Source organism: Corynebacterium nasicanis (genome assembly GCF_042658165.1).
GTDB classification, from domain to species: Bacteria; Actinomycetota; Actinomycetes; order Mycobacteriales; family Mycobacteriaceae; genus Corynebacterium; species Corynebacterium nasicanis.
In genome coordinates this window covers 56,257-73,787 of record NZ_JBHSQE010000002.1, presented here as the reverse complement: position 1 = coordinate 73,787, position 17,531 = coordinate 56,257, and the positions used below count along the sequence as shown (strand labels likewise).

At 69.3% G+C, this 17,531-nt stretch carries 19 protein-coding genes; 14 read left to right on the top strand and 5 right to left on the bottom strand.

The window, feature by feature from the left end:
• The first annotated feature begins 56 nt into the window (after nt 1–56).
• On the top strand, nt 57–2,843 hold the full coding sequence (locus tag ACFPUZ_RS03945; RefSeq protein WP_377000105.1) for a DEAD/DEAH box helicase: 2,787 nt from the start codon (nt 57–59) through the stop codon (nt 2,841–2,843).
• Here the strand turns inward: ACFPUZ_RS03945 and ACFPUZ_RS03940 are convergent.
• Entirely contained in the window at nt 2,840–3,448 is a 609-nt protein-coding gene (locus tag ACFPUZ_RS03940; RefSeq protein WP_377000103.1) for a S1 family peptidase, read from the bottom strand. The two genes, ACFPUZ_RS03945 and ACFPUZ_RS03940, sit on opposite strands and share 4 nt — an antisense overlap.
• Before the next feature lie 29 nt (nt 3,449–3,477).
• On the opposite strand from ACFPUZ_RS03940, the gene ACFPUZ_RS03935 reads away from it, so the two are divergent.
• The 3 genes from ACFPUZ_RS03935 to ACFPUZ_RS03925 are packed head-to-tail and all read left to right on the top strand — an operon-like array spanning nt 3,478 to nt 6,084.
• Nucleotides 3,478–4,587, top strand: a complete 1,110-nt coding sequence (locus ACFPUZ_RS03935; protein ID WP_377000101.1) for a M24 family metallopeptidase — start codon at nt 3,478–3,480, stop codon at nt 4,585–4,587.
• Between the two features lie 3 nt (nt 4,588–4,590).
• Nucleotides 4,591–5,361, top strand: a complete 771-nt coding sequence (gene ygiD / locus ACFPUZ_RS03930; protein ID WP_377000099.1) for a 4,5-DOPA-extradiol-dioxygenase — start codon at nt 4,591–4,593, stop codon at nt 5,359–5,361.
• A gap of 3 nt (nt 5,362–5,364) precedes the next feature.
• Entirely contained in the window at nt 5,365–6,084 is a 720-nt protein-coding gene (locus ACFPUZ_RS03925; RefSeq protein ID WP_377000097.1) for an SDR family oxidoreductase, read from the top strand.
• Here ACFPUZ_RS03925 and ACFPUZ_RS03920 read toward each other — a convergent pair.
• Nucleotides 6,081–6,689: a hypothetical protein gene (locus tag ACFPUZ_RS03920; RefSeq protein WP_377000095.1), complete on the bottom strand. Its 609-nt coding sequence runs from the start codon at nt 6,687–6,689 to the stop codon at nt 6,081–6,083. The genes ACFPUZ_RS03925 and ACFPUZ_RS03920 overlap by 4 nt on opposite strands.
• Nucleotides 6,690–6,718: 29 nt before the next feature.
• Between ACFPUZ_RS03920 and ACFPUZ_RS03915 the strand changes: the two genes are divergently transcribed.
• The 4 genes from ACFPUZ_RS03915 to ACFPUZ_RS03900 are packed head-to-tail and all read left to right on the top strand — an operon-like array spanning nt 6,719 to nt 10,811.
• The gene (locus ACFPUZ_RS03915) at nt 6,719–8,005 is read left to right on the top strand and encodes a lipase family protein (RefSeq protein ID WP_377000093.1); all 1,287 of its coding nucleotides are present in this window, start codon (nt 6,719–6,721) and stop codon (nt 8,003–8,005) included.
• A gap of 9 nt (nt 8,006–8,014) precedes the next feature.
• Nucleotides 8,015–8,515: an FxsA family protein gene (locus tag ACFPUZ_RS03910; RefSeq protein WP_377000091.1), complete on the top strand. Its 501-nt coding sequence runs from the start codon at nt 8,015–8,017 to the stop codon at nt 8,513–8,515.
• Nucleotides 8,512–9,993, top strand: a complete 1,482-nt coding sequence (lnt, locus tag ACFPUZ_RS03905; protein WP_377000089.1) for an apolipoprotein N-acyltransferase — start codon at nt 8,512–8,514, stop codon at nt 9,991–9,993. The genes ACFPUZ_RS03910 and lnt overlap by 4 nt, the downstream gene beginning before the upstream one ends.
• Before the next feature lie 14 nt (nt 9,994–10,007).
• Nucleotides 10,008–10,811 carry a polyprenol monophosphomannose synthase gene (locus ACFPUZ_RS03900; protein WP_377000087.1) on the top strand — a complete coding sequence of 268 codons (804 nt, stop codon included), beginning with the start codon at nt 10,008–10,010 and terminating at the stop codon, nt 10,809–10,811.
• 53 nt (nt 10,812–10,864) lie between these two features.
• Here ACFPUZ_RS03900 and ACFPUZ_RS03895 read toward each other — a convergent pair whose 3' ends face one another.
• Entirely contained in the window at nt 10,865–11,251 is a 387-nt protein-coding gene (locus ACFPUZ_RS03895) for an RNA polymerase-binding protein RbpA (RefSeq protein WP_377000085.1), read from the bottom strand.
• Nucleotides 11,252–11,360: 109 nt separating this feature from the next.
• Here ACFPUZ_RS03895 and ACFPUZ_RS03890 point away from each other — a divergent pair, with 109 nt between their 5' ends.
• From ACFPUZ_RS03890 to ACFPUZ_RS03875, 4 genes are all read left to right on the top strand, one after another.
• The gene (locus tag ACFPUZ_RS03890; RefSeq protein WP_377000083.1) at nt 11,361–11,696 is read left to right on the top strand and encodes a hypothetical protein; all 336 of its coding nucleotides are present in this window, start codon (nt 11,361–11,363) and stop codon (nt 11,694–11,696) included.
• Nucleotides 11,697–11,704: 8 nt separating this feature from the next.
• A complete protein-coding gene (locus ACFPUZ_RS03885; protein WP_377000081.1) occupies nt 11,705–12,409 on the top strand; it encodes a YceI family protein in 705 nt (234 codons plus the stop codon).
• A 7-nt stretch (nt 12,410–12,416) separates the two neighbouring features.
• Nucleotides 12,417–12,590 carry a hypothetical protein gene (locus ACFPUZ_RS03880; RefSeq protein ID WP_377000080.1) on the top strand — a complete coding sequence of 58 codons (174 nt, stop codon included), beginning with the start codon at nt 12,417–12,419 and terminating at the stop codon, nt 12,588–12,590.
• Nucleotides 12,591–12,910: 320 nt separating this feature from the next.
• Entirely contained in the window at nt 12,911–13,672 is a 762-nt protein-coding gene (locus ACFPUZ_RS03875) for an amidohydrolase family protein (RefSeq protein ID WP_377000078.1), read from the top strand.
• Here ACFPUZ_RS03875 and ACFPUZ_RS03870 read toward each other — a convergent pair.
• Entirely contained in the window at nt 13,669–14,178 is a 510-nt protein-coding gene (locus tag ACFPUZ_RS03870; RefSeq protein ID WP_377000076.1) for an SRPBCC domain-containing protein, read from the bottom strand. The genes ACFPUZ_RS03875 and ACFPUZ_RS03870 overlap by 4 nt on opposite strands.
• Nucleotides 14,179–14,214: 36 nt before the next feature.
• Between ACFPUZ_RS03870 and ACFPUZ_RS03865 the strand changes: the two genes are divergently transcribed.
• Nucleotides 14,215–14,598 carry a VOC family protein gene (locus tag ACFPUZ_RS03865; RefSeq protein WP_377000074.1) on the top strand — a complete coding sequence of 128 codons (384 nt, stop codon included), beginning with the start codon at nt 14,215–14,217 and terminating at the stop codon, nt 14,596–14,598.
• On the opposite strand, the gene ACFPUZ_RS03860 is transcribed toward ACFPUZ_RS03865, so the two are convergent.
• Complete coding sequence (locus ACFPUZ_RS03860) at nt 14,595–15,875, bottom strand: class I SAM-dependent methyltransferase (RefSeq protein ID WP_377000072.1); 1,281 nt, start codon at nt 15,873–15,875, stop codon at nt 14,595–14,597. The genes ACFPUZ_RS03865 and ACFPUZ_RS03860 overlap by 4 nt on opposite strands.
• Nucleotides 15,876–16,037: 162 nt before the next feature.
• On the opposite strand from ACFPUZ_RS03860, the gene ACFPUZ_RS03855 reads away from it, so the two are divergent.
• Nucleotides 16,038–17,459: an NAD(P)/FAD-dependent oxidoreductase gene (locus ACFPUZ_RS03855; RefSeq protein WP_377000070.1), complete on the top strand. Its 1,422-nt coding sequence runs from the start codon at nt 16,038–16,040 to the stop codon at nt 17,457–17,459.
• The last annotated feature ends 72 nt before the right edge of the window (nt 17,460–17,531 follow it).

Genomic DNA, 17,531 nt, shown 5'->3' with positions numbered 1-17,531 from the left:
GAGATTGTAGTGTCGGGTCGGTTCCCGGCACCTGCAATTTCAGTAACGTGGGTCTCATGAACGACACCCATGTCACTCACCTCGCGGAATTCGCCTCCCGCTTCTCCTTTCCCCTCGATGATTTCCAGCTGCAGGGGTGTCGGGCGGTGGAGGAGGGCCACGGGGTGCTCGTGTGCGCCCCCACCGGCGCCGGCAAGACGATCGTCGGCGAATTCGCCGTCTCCCTGGCGCTGTCGCAGGGCACGAAGTGCTTCTACACCACGCCCATCAAGGCGCTGAGCAACCAGAAGTTCCACGACCTGCAGAAGGACTACGGCGAGGATGTCGTCGGCCTGCTCACCGGTGACGTGTCGATCAACTCGAACGCGGAGATCGTCGTCATGACCACCGAGGTCCTGCGCAACATGATCTACGCGGGCTCGCCGACCCTCGACCGCCTCAGCCACGTCGTCATGGATGAGATCCACTACCTCGCGGACCGGGAGCGCGGCGCGGTGTGGGAGGAGGTCATCCTCAACCTGGACGAGTCGGTGAACATCATCGGGCTGTCGGCCACGGTGTCCAACTCGGAGGAGTTCGGCGACTGGCTGTCCACCGTCCGCGGCGACACCAAGGTCATCGTCACCGATCAGCGCCCGGTCCCGCTCGAGCAGTGGATGATGGTGGGCCGCAAGATCTACCCGCTCTTCGAGCCCGGCACCGGCGGCCAGGTGAACCGCGAGCTCGAGCACGTCATCTCCCGGATGCAGGCCGACGCGGCGGAGGAGGGACGCGCGGACTATGAGTCGGGGCGCGGCTTCCGGGCCCGCGCCGAGGGGCGCCGTTCCGGTGTCACCCGCCCGCAGGACCGGCAGAAGCCGGTGGGTCGCCCGGACGTCATCCGGGTGCTCCAGGGGCGCGACATGCTCCCGGCGATCACCTTCATCTTCTCTCGAGCGGGCTGCGACGGCGCTCTCTACCAGTGCCTGCGCTCCAACCTGGTGCTCACCGACTACGAGGAGTCCCAGCGCATCGAGGAGATCATCGACGCCGGCGTGGAGGGCATCCCGGAGGAGGATCTCGAGGTCCTGCAGTTCTCCCAGTGGAAGGCCGCCCTCAAGAGGGGATTCGCGGCGCACCATGCCGGGATGTTGCCGGCGTTCAAGCACATCGTCGAGAAGCTCTTTGTCCAGGGGCTGGTCCGCATGGTCTTCGCCACGGAGACCCTGGCCCTGGGCATCAACATGCCGGCGCGTTCGGTCGTGCTGGAGAAGCTGGTCAAGTTCGACGGCGAGGGACACGTCGAGCTGACGCCGGGCCAGTACACGCAGCTCACCGGCCGCGCGGGACGCCGCGGTATCGACGTCATCGGCCACGCCGTCGTCCAGTGGAGCCCGGCGATGGACCCGAAGGCGGTGGCGGGGCTGGCGTCGACACGCACGTACCCGCTCATCTCCACCTTCGCACCGGGCTACAACATGGCCGTCAACCTGCTGGGCATGATCGGTTTCGAACCCTCCCTGCGCCTGCTGGAGAAGTCCTTCGCGCAGTACCAGGCCGACGGTTCCGTCGTCGATGACGTCCGCGAGATCGAACGCGCCGAGCACCGGGTGCGGGAGCTGCGCACCCAGCTTCTCGACGCCATCGCGACCTTCGCCCCGCCCGTCCGCGACGGGGAGGATCCTGCGGAGGAACTCATGGAGTACATGCAGCTGCGCCGGGACCTCAGCGAGGAGGAGAAGGCCTCCCGCGTCCACTCCCTCGAGCAGCGCCAGCAGGAGACCGTCACCGTGCTGGGCAAGCTGCAGCTCGGCGACGTCATCGCCATGCCGGGCCGCAAGCACCCCGTCCTCGCCGTGGTGGTCACCCCGGCGAACCAGACCCGCGACCCGCGCCCGTGGGTCACCACCGAGCAGGGCTGGTCCGGGCGTATCGACGCCTCCTCCTTCCTCAATCCGCCCCAGACCATCGGGCGCCTGCGCCTGCCGCGCAAGGTGCTGGACAACCCGCGTCGCAACACCGGCTTCATCGTCGAGCAGTTCCAGCGCACCAGCTTCCCCCGCCCCCGCAAGATGCGGGAGAAGGCCCGGGTGCGCGACTCCAAGAAGGTCCTCGCCCTGCGCGAGGCGCTGCGCACCCACCCGGTCCACGCCTGGCCCGCCACGGACCGCGAGCAGCTGGCCCGGGTGGGGGAGAAGCTGGCGCGCCGCGAGAGGGAGCTCGCCCGCCTCAACGCGCGCGTCGAGAAGGCGACCGACACCCTCGGCCGCCACTTCGAGCGCATCATCGGGCTGCTCTCGGAGATGAGCTACGTCGAGTTCGAGGGGACGGGCCCCGAGCGGGTTCCGGTGATCACGCCCGAGGGCGAGCTGCTCTCCCAGATCCACAATGAATCGGATCTACTTGTCGCCCAGTGCCTGCGGCGCGGCATCTGGAATGAGCTGGACCCCGCGGAGCTGGCGGCCGTGGTGTCCCTGTGCACCTTCGAGAACCGCAAGGACTTCGGCGGCGAGGCGAACTCCGCCACCGACCGCATGGCCGAGGCCGTCGACGCCACCTTCCGCATCTGGCAGGAGCTGGCCGCCGACGAGCAACGCCACCGCCTGCCCATCACCCGCGAGCCGGAGGCCGGTTTCGCGCTGGCCATGCACCAGTGGGCGGCGGGCGCGCCGTTGGGCTACTGTCTGGCCGCGGCCGCTGAGTCCGGGGCGGAGATGACTCCGGGTGACTTCGTTCGCTGGTGCCGCCAGGTCATGGACCTGCTGGGTCAGGTCGCCAAGACGGCCTACACCGATGACGTGCAGGCCAACGCCCGGCGCGCGATCACGGCCATCCGGCGCGGCGTGGTGGCCATCGGCAGCTAATACGCCTGCTCCAGCGCCTCCACCGCCGCCAGTATCGCGCGCCGGTGCGGGGCGACCTGCGCGACGGTGGCCAGCCCGGTGTTCACGCCGAAGGGGTCGGTGATCATAGACTGCACCGCCACGATCTGCTCGCCCACGATGACGGGCCCTCCCGAATCGCCCTTCACCGCGCGCGGGTGGTTGTGCAGGATCGCCGCGGAGGTGACCAGCGTCCGCAGGTTACGGCCCAGGGCGACGGGGGTGCGTCCCAGAACGCGCCCCGGGCGCAGCTGCCGCTGGTGCCAGCTCTGCCCGAAGCCCTCGGTGCGGGCGGGGGCGAACCAGGGTGCGGGGTGCGTCGCTAAGCGGAGCAGCGGACGGGGCGGGGAGGGGCGGTCCATGCGGAGCACGGCGATGTCGGTGCGGGGGAGGCGCACCGCGCCGCGCACGTGCGCGTGGAAGAAGGCCCCGCCGACGCGGATCGGGCCGCTGCGTTCGCGCAGGAAATGCGCGCAGCTGAGGATGTACTCGGTGGGGGCTTCGCCGGCGCTGAGATCGGGTGCGATGAGCACCCCGGAGCAGTAGGCGCGGCCGGAACTGAGGCGGACGGTGATGGCGTGCGACACGCTGTCCCAGCGTACCTACGATGGGGGACATGACTGATCTGTTTCCCAGCGACGTGTACGCCGAACGCCTCCACCGGGCCGCGCAGTTGTGCCGGGAGGAGGGGTTGGCGGGGATCATCATCGGCACGGGTCCGGAGCTGGCCTATCTCACTGGTTCCTGGGTGTCCTCGCATGAGCGGCTGACGGCGCTGGTCGTACCGGCGGAGGGACGGCCGGTGCTCTTCGCCCCGGAGACGGACATCGGTGACCTGCAGCTGTCGGCCCTGCCGCACCTCGATGTGCTCATCAGCGGCTGGGTGGACGGGGAGGATGCGCACGCCCGCGCGGTGGCGGTGCTCGACCACGGTCCGGTCGCGCTCGGATCCTCGTTGACCACGCTGCACGTCCTGCGCCTCCAGGAGCTCATCGACGCCCCCACGCTCCCCGCCGCCACCACCCTCCGGGAGCTGTTCATGCGCAAGGACGCGGCGGAGATCGAGCAGCTGGCCCTGGCCGCCGCGGCGATCGACCGCGTGCAGGAGCGGGTGCCGTCCCTGCTGCGGGAGGGACGCACCGAGGCGCAGGTGGCGACGGACCTGCGGGCACTCATCCTCAAGGAGCATGAGGTGGTGGACTTCGTCATCGTCGGCTCGGGGCCGAACGGGGCGAACCCGCACCACTCCCATTCGGCTCGGGTGCTGAAGACCGGCGATGTGGTGGTCGTCGATGTCGGCGGGACCCGGGGGCCGGGCTATCACTCCGACTCCACGCGCACCTACGTCGTCGGCGGCCCGGAGCACGCCCCCCGCGAGGCCCGTGCCGCCTACGGGGTCCTGCACGCCGCCCACGCGGCGGCGCTGGAGCAGGCCCGCCCCGGGGTGACGGCGGCCTCGGTGGATCGGGCCGCCCGCGCGGTCATCGAGGAAGCCGGCTACGGGGAGTTCTTCATCCACCGCACCGGCCACGGCATCGGCCTGTCCACGCACGAGGAGCCCTACATCATGGCCGGAAACGACCTGCTCCTGGAGCCGGGGATGTGCTTCTCCATCGAGCCGGGCATCTATGTTCCGGGCCAGTGGGGAATGCGCCTCGAGGACATTGTTGTTGTGTCCCATGACGGGGTAGAGTCGCTGTCCCATCAACAACGTGAACTGAGGTAACCCATGAGCACCCGCGCCCTGTTCGTCGGCCACGGCACCCCGATGAACGCCATCGAGGAGAACGATTTCACGCGCACCTGGAGCCGGTTGGGGGAGGAGACCACGCCGCGCGCGATCCTCTCCGTCTCCGCGCACTGGTACACCCAGGGCACCGGCGTCACCGCGATGTCCGACCCCCGGACCATCCACGACTTCTACGGCTTCCCGCCGGAGCTTTTCGACGTCCAGTACAACGCCCCCGGCGACCCCGAGATCGCCGAGCTGGTCCGCGATGTGGCCAAGCCCACCCTCGTGCAGAACGACCATGACTGGGGTCTCGACCACGGCACCTGGTCCGTGCTCAAGCACATGTACCCGCAGGCCGACATCCCCGTCGTGCAACTGTCCATCGACGCCTCCAAGCCCCTGTCCGAGCACTACGAGCTGGGCACCCGCCTGGCCCGCCTGGCCACGGAGCATGACGTCCTCATCGTCGGCTCCGGCAACGTGGTGCACAATCTCTCCCTCATCGACTGGCACGGCGGCGACCGCGGTTTCGCCTGGGCCGATTCCTTCGACGAGGCCGCCCGCGACATCATGCTCGGCGACCCGGACCGCTTGGAGACCCTGCGCGGGCACGCGGACTACACCCGCTCCGTGCCCACCCCGGACCACTTCCTGCCGCTCGCCTACATCGCCGGCGTGGCGAGCGCGACCGGCGGCAGCGTCGACGTGTTCAACGAGCAGCGCACCATGGGTTCGCTGTCCATGACCGGCTACCGGGTAGCCTCCTGAGTCATGAACGGCATCCTCCTCCTCGGCGGCACCTCCGAGATCGGCCTGGAACTCACCGCGCGTCTGTGCGCGGGGCGTGAGGTCGTCCTCGCCGCCCGCCGGGAGCCCGACTCCCGGATGCTTCTCGACGCCGGCGCCACCGCCGTCCACCACCTCCCCTTCGAGGCCCGCGACGTGGCCTCCCACCGGGCGCTCGTCGAACGCGCCCGGGAGCTGACCGGGGGAATATCCACCGCGATCGTCGCCTTCGGCATCCTCGGGGACCAGGCCCGCGCCGAACACGATGAGGCGCACGCCGTGGACATCGCGACCATCGACTACACCGCCCAGGTCTCCGCGCTCACCGTCCTGGCCGACCTGCTGCCGCTCGGCGAGATCGTGGCCTTCTCCTCGATTGCCGGATGGCGGGCGCGGCGGGCGAACTACGTCTACGGCTCCACCAAGGCCGGCCTCGACGCCTTCTGCCAGGGCCTGTCCGACCGCCTCCACGGCAGCGGGTTGCGGCTGATTACCGCCCGCCCCGGATTCGTCATCGGCTCCATGACGGCGGGGATGGACCCGGCCCCCATGTCGGTCACCCCCGGGGAGGTCGCCGACGCCGTCGCCGCCGAGATCCGCTCCGGCCGTGGTTCCACGACTCTGTGGATCCCGCGCCGCCTCCGCCTCCTGGCCTGGGTGATGCGCCTCGTGCCCCGCCCGATCTGGCGGAGGATGCCGCGTTAGGACACCTCGTACTCGCCCTCGCCGAGCGCCAGGTACTCGACATGGTCTCCGCTCGGTGCCCCACAACGCTGCTCGCAACCCGCGAAGTGGGTGGGTCCCTCCAGACCCTCCGCCGCGGCCTGCAGGGCGTCGTAGTGCACGTCCGAGCGGGAGAGCCCGCAGTTGCCGCAGGCGCTCAGCTGGAGCAGCTCGGAGCCGGCATCAAAAATCAGGCCCAGGGGAGCGAGCGCGCGCACCACCTGTTCGGCGACGCCTTCCTCGAGTCCCTCGATCTGGATGATCCCGCCGCGGCACAGACGCACGGGGGCCTCCACCACGTCGAGCATGCGGGCGATCTGCGTGCTCATCATCCCCAGGCGCAGGCCCGCCCCGAGGGTGACCAGGCCATCGGTCTGCCCGAGCCAGCCGATCTCGCCGGAATCTGCGGGCCCGGCGGCGGGGTGGAAGCCGGGGACGTCGATCAGCGGCGCCCCGTAGAGCCGCACGTGACCTGCCTCGGTGACGTGGATGTGGCCGTCCGCGGCGGCCGCCAACGGCTCCCAGCCGCCGGGCGGGACGACGCAGTCGGCGGGGGAGAGGTCGAGGAAGGCGGGTTCTGCACTCACGGGGCTTCAGTGTAGTTAAGGTGGGGCGCATGATCGGCAGGCGCGCTTCCCGGGTCCACCGGGCCGGGGTGGGATCCACGCTCGCCCGTGCCTGGCTGCCGCTGGCGCACGAGGTCGGCAGGGGAGTGCTGCGGCGGGGGAACCAGCCGGCCCGCCCCTCCTTTGCCGAATGGGACGCCGAACCGAGCTTCAGCGACGCCACCTGGGTCATCGGCCAGCCGCCCGGGAGCCTGCTCGGCGAGGCGCCGATGCGGCTGGTGGGCGGGTCCCGCGTCACCGCCACGCGCATGGAGTACGTCACCACCGACGCCCGCGGCCGCACCATCACCGCCACCGGCGCCTACCTGCGCTCCCACAGTCCGTGGCGCGGCGGGCCCCGCCCGGTCATCGGCTTCGCGCCGTCCACGCAGGGGGTGGCGCCGCACTGCGATCCCTCCTTCTCCATGTCCGTCGGCATGTCCGTCTCGCTGCGCGGCCCCGTGGACATCGTCGCCAGTTACGAACTCCCCGCCATCACCGCGATGCTCGCCGCCGGGGCGCACGTCGTGCTCACCGACTATCCCCGCGACCCGGATTTCGGCTGGCAGCTCTACTGCGATCACCCCTCCGGCGGGAACGCGCTCCTCGACGCCCTCCGCGCCGCCCGCCATCTGGGCCTGCCCTTGTCTGCCCCGATCGGCCTGTGGGGATTCTCGCAGGGAGGGGCGGCGGTGGGCATGGCGCTGGAACGCGCCTCCTACGCCCCCGATATCGCCCCCGTGGCCGCCGTCATCGGGGCGCCGCCCGCGCGTCTCGACGCCGTCCTCGCCCACGTCGACGGCTCCCTGGTCACCGGCGTCCTCTCCTATGCCGTCGCCGGGCTCATGGTCGCCTCCGCCGACATCCGCGCGGAGATCCTCGGCGCCCTCACCCGCGAGGGCCTCGACCATTTCACCGCCGACATCGCCACCTGCGCCGTGAGCTCGGTGTTCACCTCCGGGTGGCGGGGGACCCACCGCTGGACGCACCAGGGCGTGCCCCTCGGAGAGCTTCTCGACGACCTGCCCCACGTCGCCGCCGAGTTCGACGCCCGCGCCCTCGGCCGCGCCTCCCCGACGGTGCCCGTGCTGCTGTGGGGCTCGCGCCATGACGATGTCGTCCCCATCGCACAGGTCCGCGAGCTGCGCGCGGCCTGGCGGCGACAGGGCGCCGACCTCACCTGGTTCGAGGACCGCACACCGCGGATCCCGGGCCGCACCGGGGCCAACCACTTCGGCCCCTACTACCGGCACCTGGCCCGCCACGTCGGGTGGTTGCTCGACGAACTCCGCCGGTAGGGTGGGGTCGTGCCGTTCTTCCTCGCTCTCCTTCCCGTCCTCATCATCGAGGCCCTCGTCTTCTGGGGTGTCGCCACGTGGCTCGGCACCGGCTGGGCCCTCCTGCTCATGTTCGGGCTCATGGCCCTGGGGCTGGTCGCCGCGCCGATCGAGATGAACCGCGTCGGCCGTCTCGCCGCCGCGAACAAGATCTCCGCCGGCCGTGTGGCCGGTGACTACGGTCTGCTCACCGCCGGGGCCATCCTCGCCGGCACGCCCGGCATCGCCTCCTCGGTGCTCGGCCTGCTGCTCATCCTCCCGCCCACCCGCGCGGTGGCCCGCCGGGTGGCGGCGAAGAAGATGATGAAGTCCATCGAGGACCTCGGCGTGCGCAGCTACGAGGCCACCGCCGCCCGCCGTCCCACCACCAGCTACGGCAGCTTCGGTGATGGTGCGCAGGTCATCGACGAGCCCGCCGACTCGGAGATCCAGGACTGGACCCGCGACGTCCGCCCGGAGGACTTCAAGTGATCCTCGCGCTGCGGCTGCTCCTGGCCGCGGCCTCCGGACTCCTCGCCTACGCCTCGAACGAACCGCTCGGCTGGTGGTGGGCGGGTGTGCTCGGCATGACCGGCCTCTACGCCTCCCTCGCTCCGTGGCGCGGCCCGGGACCCGGCTACCGCGCGGGCGCGCTGCTCGGATTCACCCACGCGCTGGTGCTGTATCTGTTCATGCTTCCGTGGATCGGCGAGTTCGTGGGCAACCTGCCCTACATCGCGCTGTCCGTCTTCTGCGCCCTCTACGCGCTCGCCCTGGGGGTCGGCGGCGTGGCCGTCGCCCGCTGGCGTTACGGCTTCCTCGCCTTCCCCTTCGTCTACGTGCTGGTGGAATGGGCCCGCAGCTCCTTCCCCTTCGGCGGCTTCGCCTGGGTGCGGCTGGCCTGGGGGCAGATCAACGGACCGCTTGCGCCCCTCGCCGCGTGGGGAGGGCCGGCGCTGGTGTCCTGCGCCGCCGCGCTCGTCGGTGCGGGCGTGCTCGCGCTGCTCCACCGCCGGACGCGGGTCGCCGGGGTGCTCGCCGTCGTGGTGCCCCTGGTGGCCGGGCTGGCCACGGGGCTGACCGTGGTCAACCGGGAGGAGGCGACCGTGGGGGAGACCCGCGTCGCCGCCGTGCAGGGCAACGTGCCGCGCATGGGGCTCGACTTCAACGCCCAGCGTCGCGCCGTCCTGGCCAACCACGTCCAGGTCACCGAGGATCTGGCGGGGGAGGAGCTCGACCTCGTCATCTGGCCGGAGAACTCCTCCGACGTCAACCCCTTCGCTGACTCCGCCGCCGGGGAGCTGGTGGACCGGGCGGTCCGGGCCGTCGATACGCCGGTGTTGGTGGGCACGATCACCCGCGACGAGGTCGGCGACCGCAACACCATGGTCGTCATGGACCCGGACACCGGGCGCGGCGACCAGCACAACAAGCATTTCCTCCAGCCCTTCGGCGAGTACATGCCGATGCGCGACTTCTTCCGCATGTTCTCCGAGTACGTCGACCAGGCGGGCAATTTCCAGCCCGGTCCGCCCGAGTTCACGGTCCGCATGCGGGACGTCGTCGTCGGCGTGGCCACCTGCTATGAGGTGGCTTTCGACCCTGCCCTGCGCAGCGCAGTGCGCGACGGCGCACAGCTGCTGACCACCCCGACCAACAACGCGACCTTCGGGTTCACCGACATGACCTACCAGCAGCTGGCGATGTCCCGTCTGCGGGCCATCGAGGTCGACCGGGCGGTCGTCGTCGCCGCCACCTCCGGGGTGTCCGCGATCGTCCACCCGGACGGCTCCGTCAGCCAGGAGACCGGCATCTTCGAGGCGGACTCGCTCGTGGAGACCCTGCCGCTACGGGATTCGCTCACGATCGCCGCCCGGTACGGCGCCGCCATTCAGACAGCCCTTATACTTCTTGGTGGCCTGCTCTTCATCACCGCGCTGGTGACCGGCCGGCGACGAGACACCGCATAAGCAAGGAGACCTTCGTGACCAACCCCAGTGACGCGACCCTGGTGATCATCCCCACCTACAACGAGCTGGAGAACCTCCCGCTCATCGTGGGCCGGGTCCGCGCCGCCACGCCGGAGGTCGACATCCTCATCGTCGACGACAACAGCCCCGACGGCACCGGCGACAAGGCCGATGAGCTCGCCGGCTCCGACGAGCACGTCCACGTCCTCCACCGCGAGGGCAAGGGCGGCCTCTGCGGCGCGTACGTCGCCGGTTTCCAGTGGGGCCTCGAGCGCGAGTACACCGTGCTGTGCGAGATGGACGCCGACGGCTCCCACGCCCCCGAGCAGCTGCACCTGCTGCTCTCCGAGATCGACGCCGGCGCCGACCTGGTCATCGGCTCCCGCTACGTCCCCGGCGGCAAGGTGGTCAACTGGCCGAAGAAGCGTTGGATCCTGTCCAAGGGCGGCAACATCTACATCTCGCTGCTCCTCGGCGCCGGGCTCACCGACATGACCGCCGGCTACCGTGCTTATCGACGTGACGTCCTCGAGGCCCTCGACCTCGAGGAACTGTCCAACGCGGGCTACATCTTCCAGGTGGATCTCGCCTGGCGCGCGGTGTCCGGGGGCTTCGATGTCCGCGAGGTGCCCATCACCTTCACCGAGCGCGAGATCGGCGAATCGAAGCTCGACGGCAGCTTCGTCAAGGACTCCCTCGTCGAGGTGACCCGGTGGGGCCTGAAGCACCGCCTGGAGCAGATCACCGACGCCGCGACCGTCGGCCGCCGGATGGTCACCCACGAGTACCGCCACTGGAAGCGCTCCCGCCAGCGCTAGACGCGAAGAAGCCCGGTGAGTCCTGCGACTCACCGGGCCTTTTCTATCTGGACCTAGCCGTTCTGCTCGGCCTCAGCGGCCTGCTGCTCCTTGAGCAGGCGGGCGGCGGAACGACGGCGCTTACGCAGCAGCTCGATGCGCTCCTCGAGGAGGACGTCCAGCTCCTCCAGCGAACGACGCTCCAGCAGCATGTCCCAGTGGGTACGCGGCGGCTTGACCGGCTTGGACTCGACTCCCTCACCCTCGACGAGGGTGCCCAGCTGGCCGTTCTTGCACATCCACTCCTCGGGGATCTCCGCGTCATCGGCGAACGGGACCTCGTAGATCTCGCCGTTCTCGGTGCGGTACTTCACCATCTGGCGCGGGGCCAGGTCATGGTCGCGGTCAGTTTCGTAGCTGACAGCACCCATGCGGCTGCCGCGGAGTACGCGATCTGCCATTGCGGCATCATCCTTTTCGTTGGTTGAAGTTCTACAGACGTACCAGTATAACGTGCCGGCCACCGGGTTTGTTCCCGACAACGGGCGGGGGATCGGTTATGGTGGTCACGTGACGATATCCACCACCAATCCCGCGGGGTCATGCGCGTGGTGCGGCAGGGAGCTGGTCCTCACCGGCCGGGGCCGCCCACGCAAGTACTGCAGCAGGTCCTGCAAGCAGCGTGCCTACGAGCAACGTCAGAACGTTTCGGGTACCAGTATCCCGGCCGAAGCAGTTATCATTCATCCGGACCGTGCCGCAGCGCTGAGAGACTCTCTCTTCGAGCTGCGGTGCGCGGCCGAAGACGTCGCCACCGCCTCGGCGGAGGGCGCCGAACCGGAGGAGATCCGCGTCCTGTGCTCCGAACTGGTGGCACTCGCCCGGACGATCGAGAAGTTGAGGTAGACAGGTCGATGACCACCCAGAGCAAGCCCGCCAGCAAGATCATCATCGCGATCTTCATCATTCTCATCGTGCTCCTGGCCCTGGTGGCCGTGGTTCCGATGCTCTTCGCCCTGGCCACCGGCCCCGGCCTGAAGACGGAGGGCCTGCGCGCTGAGGGGGCGTCGCCGGCCAGCACGGACCTGGAGGGGGAGTGGCACGTCACGCATCAGCGGGCGGATGTCAATACCACCTCGGTCGGTTTCACCTTCTTCGAGATCCTCCCGTCCGACCGCCGCGAGACCTCCGGCTCCACCCAGTCCGTCGAGGGCTGGGCCACCATCGCCGAGGGAACCCTGCAGGCCGGTGAGATCGTCGTCGACATGAACGACGTCTCCACCGACAACGAGCGCCGCGACATCAATGTCCGCAACAAGATCTTCCACACCAACGTGTACCCGACGGCCAGGTTCACCATCACCGAGCCCGCCGACGTCTCCGCGGTCCCGGGCGATGGCACCCCCGGAAAGGTGACCCTCGTCGGCGACATGGAGATCCGCGGCGAGACCCGCCCGCTGCGCCACGAGTTCGACATCCTCCGCGACGGCGATCGCGTCATCGTCTCCGGCGATGTGCCGGTCAACCGTCACGAGTACGGCGTCGAGTCCCCGGAGTTCGTCGCCGCCAAGATCGACGACACCGGCGAGCTCAACATCCGCCTTCTGCTGAAGAAGTAGGTCCCGCATGAATCCCTCCCGCATGATCCCGGCGATCTGGATCCGTCTCATCGTCATCCTCGTCTTCGGCCTCTACGTCACGTGGCAGGGCTACTGGTTCGTGGGCATCATCGCCGGCGTTCTGGTCCTGGTGTCCATCTGGCAGCTCTGGATGGCCTACAAGTACCGGGACCGGGAGTAGCCCCATTTACGTCACTGTGACTTAATTGGGCGGAAGTGAGGGGAGTGTGGCCCACTTCGCAGCGAGCACTTTCTTCCTCGCCACAGAGCAAGATGTCAGGGAAGCACGTCTCGTGTATCGCGAGAGGGGTGCACGTACACTCAATGCCTACCGTCCCGCCGGGGATCTCCTGCGAGAGCAGCACCAAATAGAGAGCGGATTGGTTTCCCAGATTCCTGGACCAGAACCAGCAGGCAGGTATCTGACGTAGAAGCCGATAATGTACATTATGTCATTTTAGATCGGCGACGCCCTGCCCCGCACAGTGCCACAATGGAGCCATGTTCCCGGCTCTCTTCGACACCCATCTCCACATCATCGACCCCCGCTACCCCCTCATCCCCAACCAGGGCTATGTGCCGGAGGCATTCTCGGTCGCTGACTATCGGCGTCGCACCGCCGGGCTCGACATCGTCGGCGGCGCCGTCGTATCGGGTTCCTTCCAGGCCTTCGACACCGAGTTCCTCGTCGCCGCCCTGAAGAAGCTCGGCCCGGATTTCGTCGGCGTGGCACAGGTGCCCGGTGACATCTCGGACTCGGAGATCCTGCGTCTCGACGCCCGCGGCGTCCGCGCCGTCCGCTTCAACCTCGCCCGGGGCGGCTCCGCGGGCCTCGAGGTCCTCGACAGCCTCGCCCGACACGTCTACGACGTCGCCGAATGGCACACCGAGCTCTACGTCGACGCCCGCCACCTCCCCGAGCTGCACGACACCCTGGCCGCTCTCCCGGCCGTGAGCGTGGACCATCTGGGGCTCAGCCGCGCGGGCCTGCCCCACCTGCTCCGCCTCGTCGAGCACGGAACAAAGGTCAAGGCCACCGGCTTCGGGCGCCTCGATGACCACCCTGCCGAGGCCATCCGCGCGATCATGGACGTCGACCCCACGGCCCTCATGGTGGGGACGGACCTGCCCTCCACCCGCTCCCCCCGCCCCTTCGACGTCTCTGACCTGGAGATACTCCGGGATTCCGTGGATCCGGAGCATCTGGAGGCCGTGTTCCGCACCAATGCCGAGGCCTTCTACCTCGACCCGGTGCTCGTCTAGCGTCCTTCAGGATGCTCCTGGCTGTAGTGCTCGCACAGGCCCGGGTGGTAATCCTCCCAGCGGAGTGAGTCGACATCGCCGCCCTCCAACGCCAGGGCCAGCTTGTCCAGGTAATACTCCCAACCCGGGCCGAGGTCGGCGGCGGAGTACTCGAGGCCGTCGAGACGCTGGCGGAACTCCAGGTCAGTGGCGTCCCCATGGGAGCTCAGGGTCACCATGAGCACCCACGCCCCGGCGGGGCTTGCCAGGGTGACGGCCAGGGCGGAGGGCGCCTCGCAGTGTTCGATGAGCGCCTGCCCGGGATGATCGGGGGCCTCCTTCGTCCGCAGGAGCACCTCGCCGCTGGCCGGATCCCCTTCGTAGGTGCCGTACCAGGTGTCGAGCAGTTCGGGGTCGGTGAGGTGGTTCCACACGGCGTCGATGACGTGCGGGAGGCGGCGGGTGATGATCAGCTCGGGCCAGACTGTCCCGGTGGACAGGTAACCGGTGGGTTCGCGTGTGGTCATGTCCCCCATGGTGCCAGCGCAGCTAGGATCGTGCGCATGACTTCCACAACGTCCGTCTCCCCCTACCGCCGTTTCCCGGGCCACGCCGAAGAGGCCATGCGCGCCTACGCCGACATTTTCGGCGCCGAGGTGGAGATTCTCCCCACCCCGGACGGCCAGGTCATGCACTCCGCGCTGGTCCGCGATGGCCGCACCTTCCTCCTGGGCTCCGACACCTTCCCCGGTGAGGAGCACGTGCCGGGCACCGACACTCCCCTGGCGATCACCGGCGACGATGAGGCCGAGATCCGCGGCTACTGGGAGCGCCTGGCGGAGGGCGCGGAGATCCTCTCGCCCCTCGAGCCCGCCCCGTGGGGCGCGCTCTTCGGGCTGCTGCAGGACCGTTTCGGCACCCGCTGGATGTTCAACATCGCCGCTTAGCGGCGTCCCTGCCGGTTCCGGTGCGTCAGCGTGAACTGCACCGTATCCAGCATGCCGAGCCGGAACAGGGCCTCCCGCAGCGCGAACTGGTAGACCCACAGGCGGCGGAAGGCGATGTCGAAACCGGCGGCCGCGGCCTCCCGCATGTGCCCCTCGAACTGCGTGCGCTGCAGCTCGAGCGAGAGTTCGTGGTGGCTGCCCACGTGGGCCTGGCCGACGATCCGCAGGCCGGACTCTTTGTCGACGAGCTTGTGGATCTCCTCCACCGACGGGTATTCCAGCCCCGGCCACACGTAGGCCCGCAGGACGTCGAGCGCCTGCCGGGCCGCGGGGGTCATGGCGTCGGTGGCAGTGACGGTCTGCATCGCCACGTGGCCCCCGACGCTGAGCAGTCGGTCGAAGGCCCGGAGCTGACGCACCCGGTCGGCCGGCTCCAGAACCTCGAGTTTCTCCACGGAGACGATGGCGTCGTAGCTGCCCCGCCAGTCGCGGGGGCCGGGGACGGGGGAATCGATGACGGACACGTGCACCGAGGGCTCCACCCCGGCCAGCAGCAGCTGCTCCCCCACCGCCCGCGCCTGGGCGGGATCGGCGGTGAGGGTGTCCACGGTCGCCCGGCGGTGCGCCGCCTGGATCGCCACCGCGCCACCGGAGGTGGCGAATTCGAGGAGGTGGGTGCCGGCGGTGACGCGGGCGGCGTCGAGAAGCATGGTGACGCTGCGGGTCTGCGCGTCGCCGAGGTCCTCCCGGTCAACGCCGACGGGCTCGGTGAAGGTCTGCAGATCGATGAAGTAGGTGTCGGGGCCGCGCCCGGGCGCGTGGTTGGGCACAGCGGTGCGCACGGTGGTGGGCACCCCGGAGGCGAAGACGCCGCCGAAGGCGCTGAGGCCGTCGCCGGCGCTCAGCGCCACGAGCTCGGCGGGGAGCTCGCCGCCGTCGTAGGCCGCGGGGGCGGGCAGGCGGGTGCGGGGGCGGTAACCGGTCGCGATGAGCGCCGCCAGTACGTCGACGAGACGCTCGGAACGCCACTCCCCGGCCATGAAACTCTCCGCGAGGCCCAACCAGCCGGATACAGCGAGGCGGGGGAAGAGAGCCTCGTTCTCGACGACGAGATCCGGTGTCCCCGCGGGGTCAAGGTCGAGGCCGGCGGCGCTGCAGGCGCGGGCGAAACCGGCCTCGGCGAGGCGGGCCCGCAGGTCAACGAGCCGCCCGTCGGGAATGCGGGCCACGCCGGGCCAGGTTGTCGCGTCAATTGCCGCGAGATGGGGATGCCTCACAGCGCCTCATCCTATCCCCCGCCCCGGCGGGAATCAGGAAGGCGCGACCGGCGCCGATGTCCGGTTGCGGGGTTGGGGCCCGTTCGGCTCACGGTTCGCCTGGTGATCGATATACGATAGGTGCCGTTGATTCCCGCGAAGAAGATGAGGAACTCTTAATTCATGACGAACACCCCTTTCCGTCCTGACGGCGGCCGCCACCATGTGGTCATCATCGGCTCCGGTTTCGGCGGCCTGTTTGCGGCTCAGGATCTGAAGAACGCCGACGTCGATATCACCATCATCGACCGCACGAACCACCACCTCTTCCAGCCGCTGCTCTACCAGGTGGCCACCGGCATCCTGTCCTCCGGCGAGATCGCCCCGTCGACCCGCCAGGTACTCAAGGGCCAGGAGAACGCCAACGTGGTCAAGGGCGAGGTGACCAACATCGATCTGGAGAAGCAGATCGTCACCACCTCCCTCGGCGCCTACACCCGCGAGTTCGAGTATGACTCGCTCATCGTCGCCGCCGGCGCCTCCCAGTCCTATTTCGGCAACGACCACTTCGCGGAGTTCGCTCCGGGCATGAAGACCATCGACGATGCCCTGGAGATCCGGGCCCGCGTCGTCGGCGCCTTCGAGCGCGCCGAGCTGGCCAAGGACCCGGCCCAGCGGGAGCGCCTGCTCACCTTCGTCATCGTCGGCGCCGGCCCGACCGGTGTGGAGCTGGCCGGCCAGCTGGCCGAGCTCGCCCACCGCACCCTCGTCGGCGAGTACTCCAACTTCTCCACCTCCAACGCCAAGATCCTGCTTCTCGACGGCGCACCGCAGGTCCTCCCGCCCTTCGGCAAGCGCCTCGGCCGCACCGCGCAGCGCCAGCTGGAGAAGCTGGGCGTCACCGTCAAGCTCAACGCCATGGTGACCAACGTCGACGACAAGACCGTCACCTACAAGTCCATGGTCGACGGCTCCGAGACCACCATCGAGGCCTTCACCAAGATCTGGTCCGCCGGTGTCGCCGCCTCCCCGCTCGGTGCCCTCGTGGCCGAGCAGGCCGGGGTCGAGATGGACCGCGCCGGCCGCGTCATGGTCAACGACGACCTCACCGTCGGCGAGCACCGCAACGTCTTCGTCGTGGGCGACATGTCCAACTACAAGAACCTCCCGGGTGTCGCCCAGGTGGCGATCCAGGGCGGCCAGTACGCCGCCGAGCAGATCGCCGACGAGCTCTCCGGCCGCACCGCCCCGGATCAGCGCCCGGCCTTCGAGTACTTCGACAAGGGCTCCATGGCCATCGTCTCCCGCTTCTACGCGCTGGTGAAGATGGGCAAGGTCGAGGTCACCGGCTTCATCGGCTGGCTGCTGTGGCTGGCCGTCCACGTGCTCTTCCTCGTGGGCTTCCGCAACCGTTTCGTCTCCATGATCAACTGGGGCGTCAACGCGCTGTCGCGGACCCGCTACAACCTGGCCACCACCCGCCAGCAGCTGCACTCGCGCACCGCGCTGCTCAAGCTGCAGGCGATCACCTCCGAGATCGAGGGTGACACCCCGATCGAGCTGCGTGACACCACCAAGTTCTCCGGTAAGAAGCAGCTGCGTTAGGCGCGTCTCACCACTGTCAGGCCCGGGCTCCCCGCCCGGGCCTTTCGCATGCCGGGGGCTATACTGGGTTAC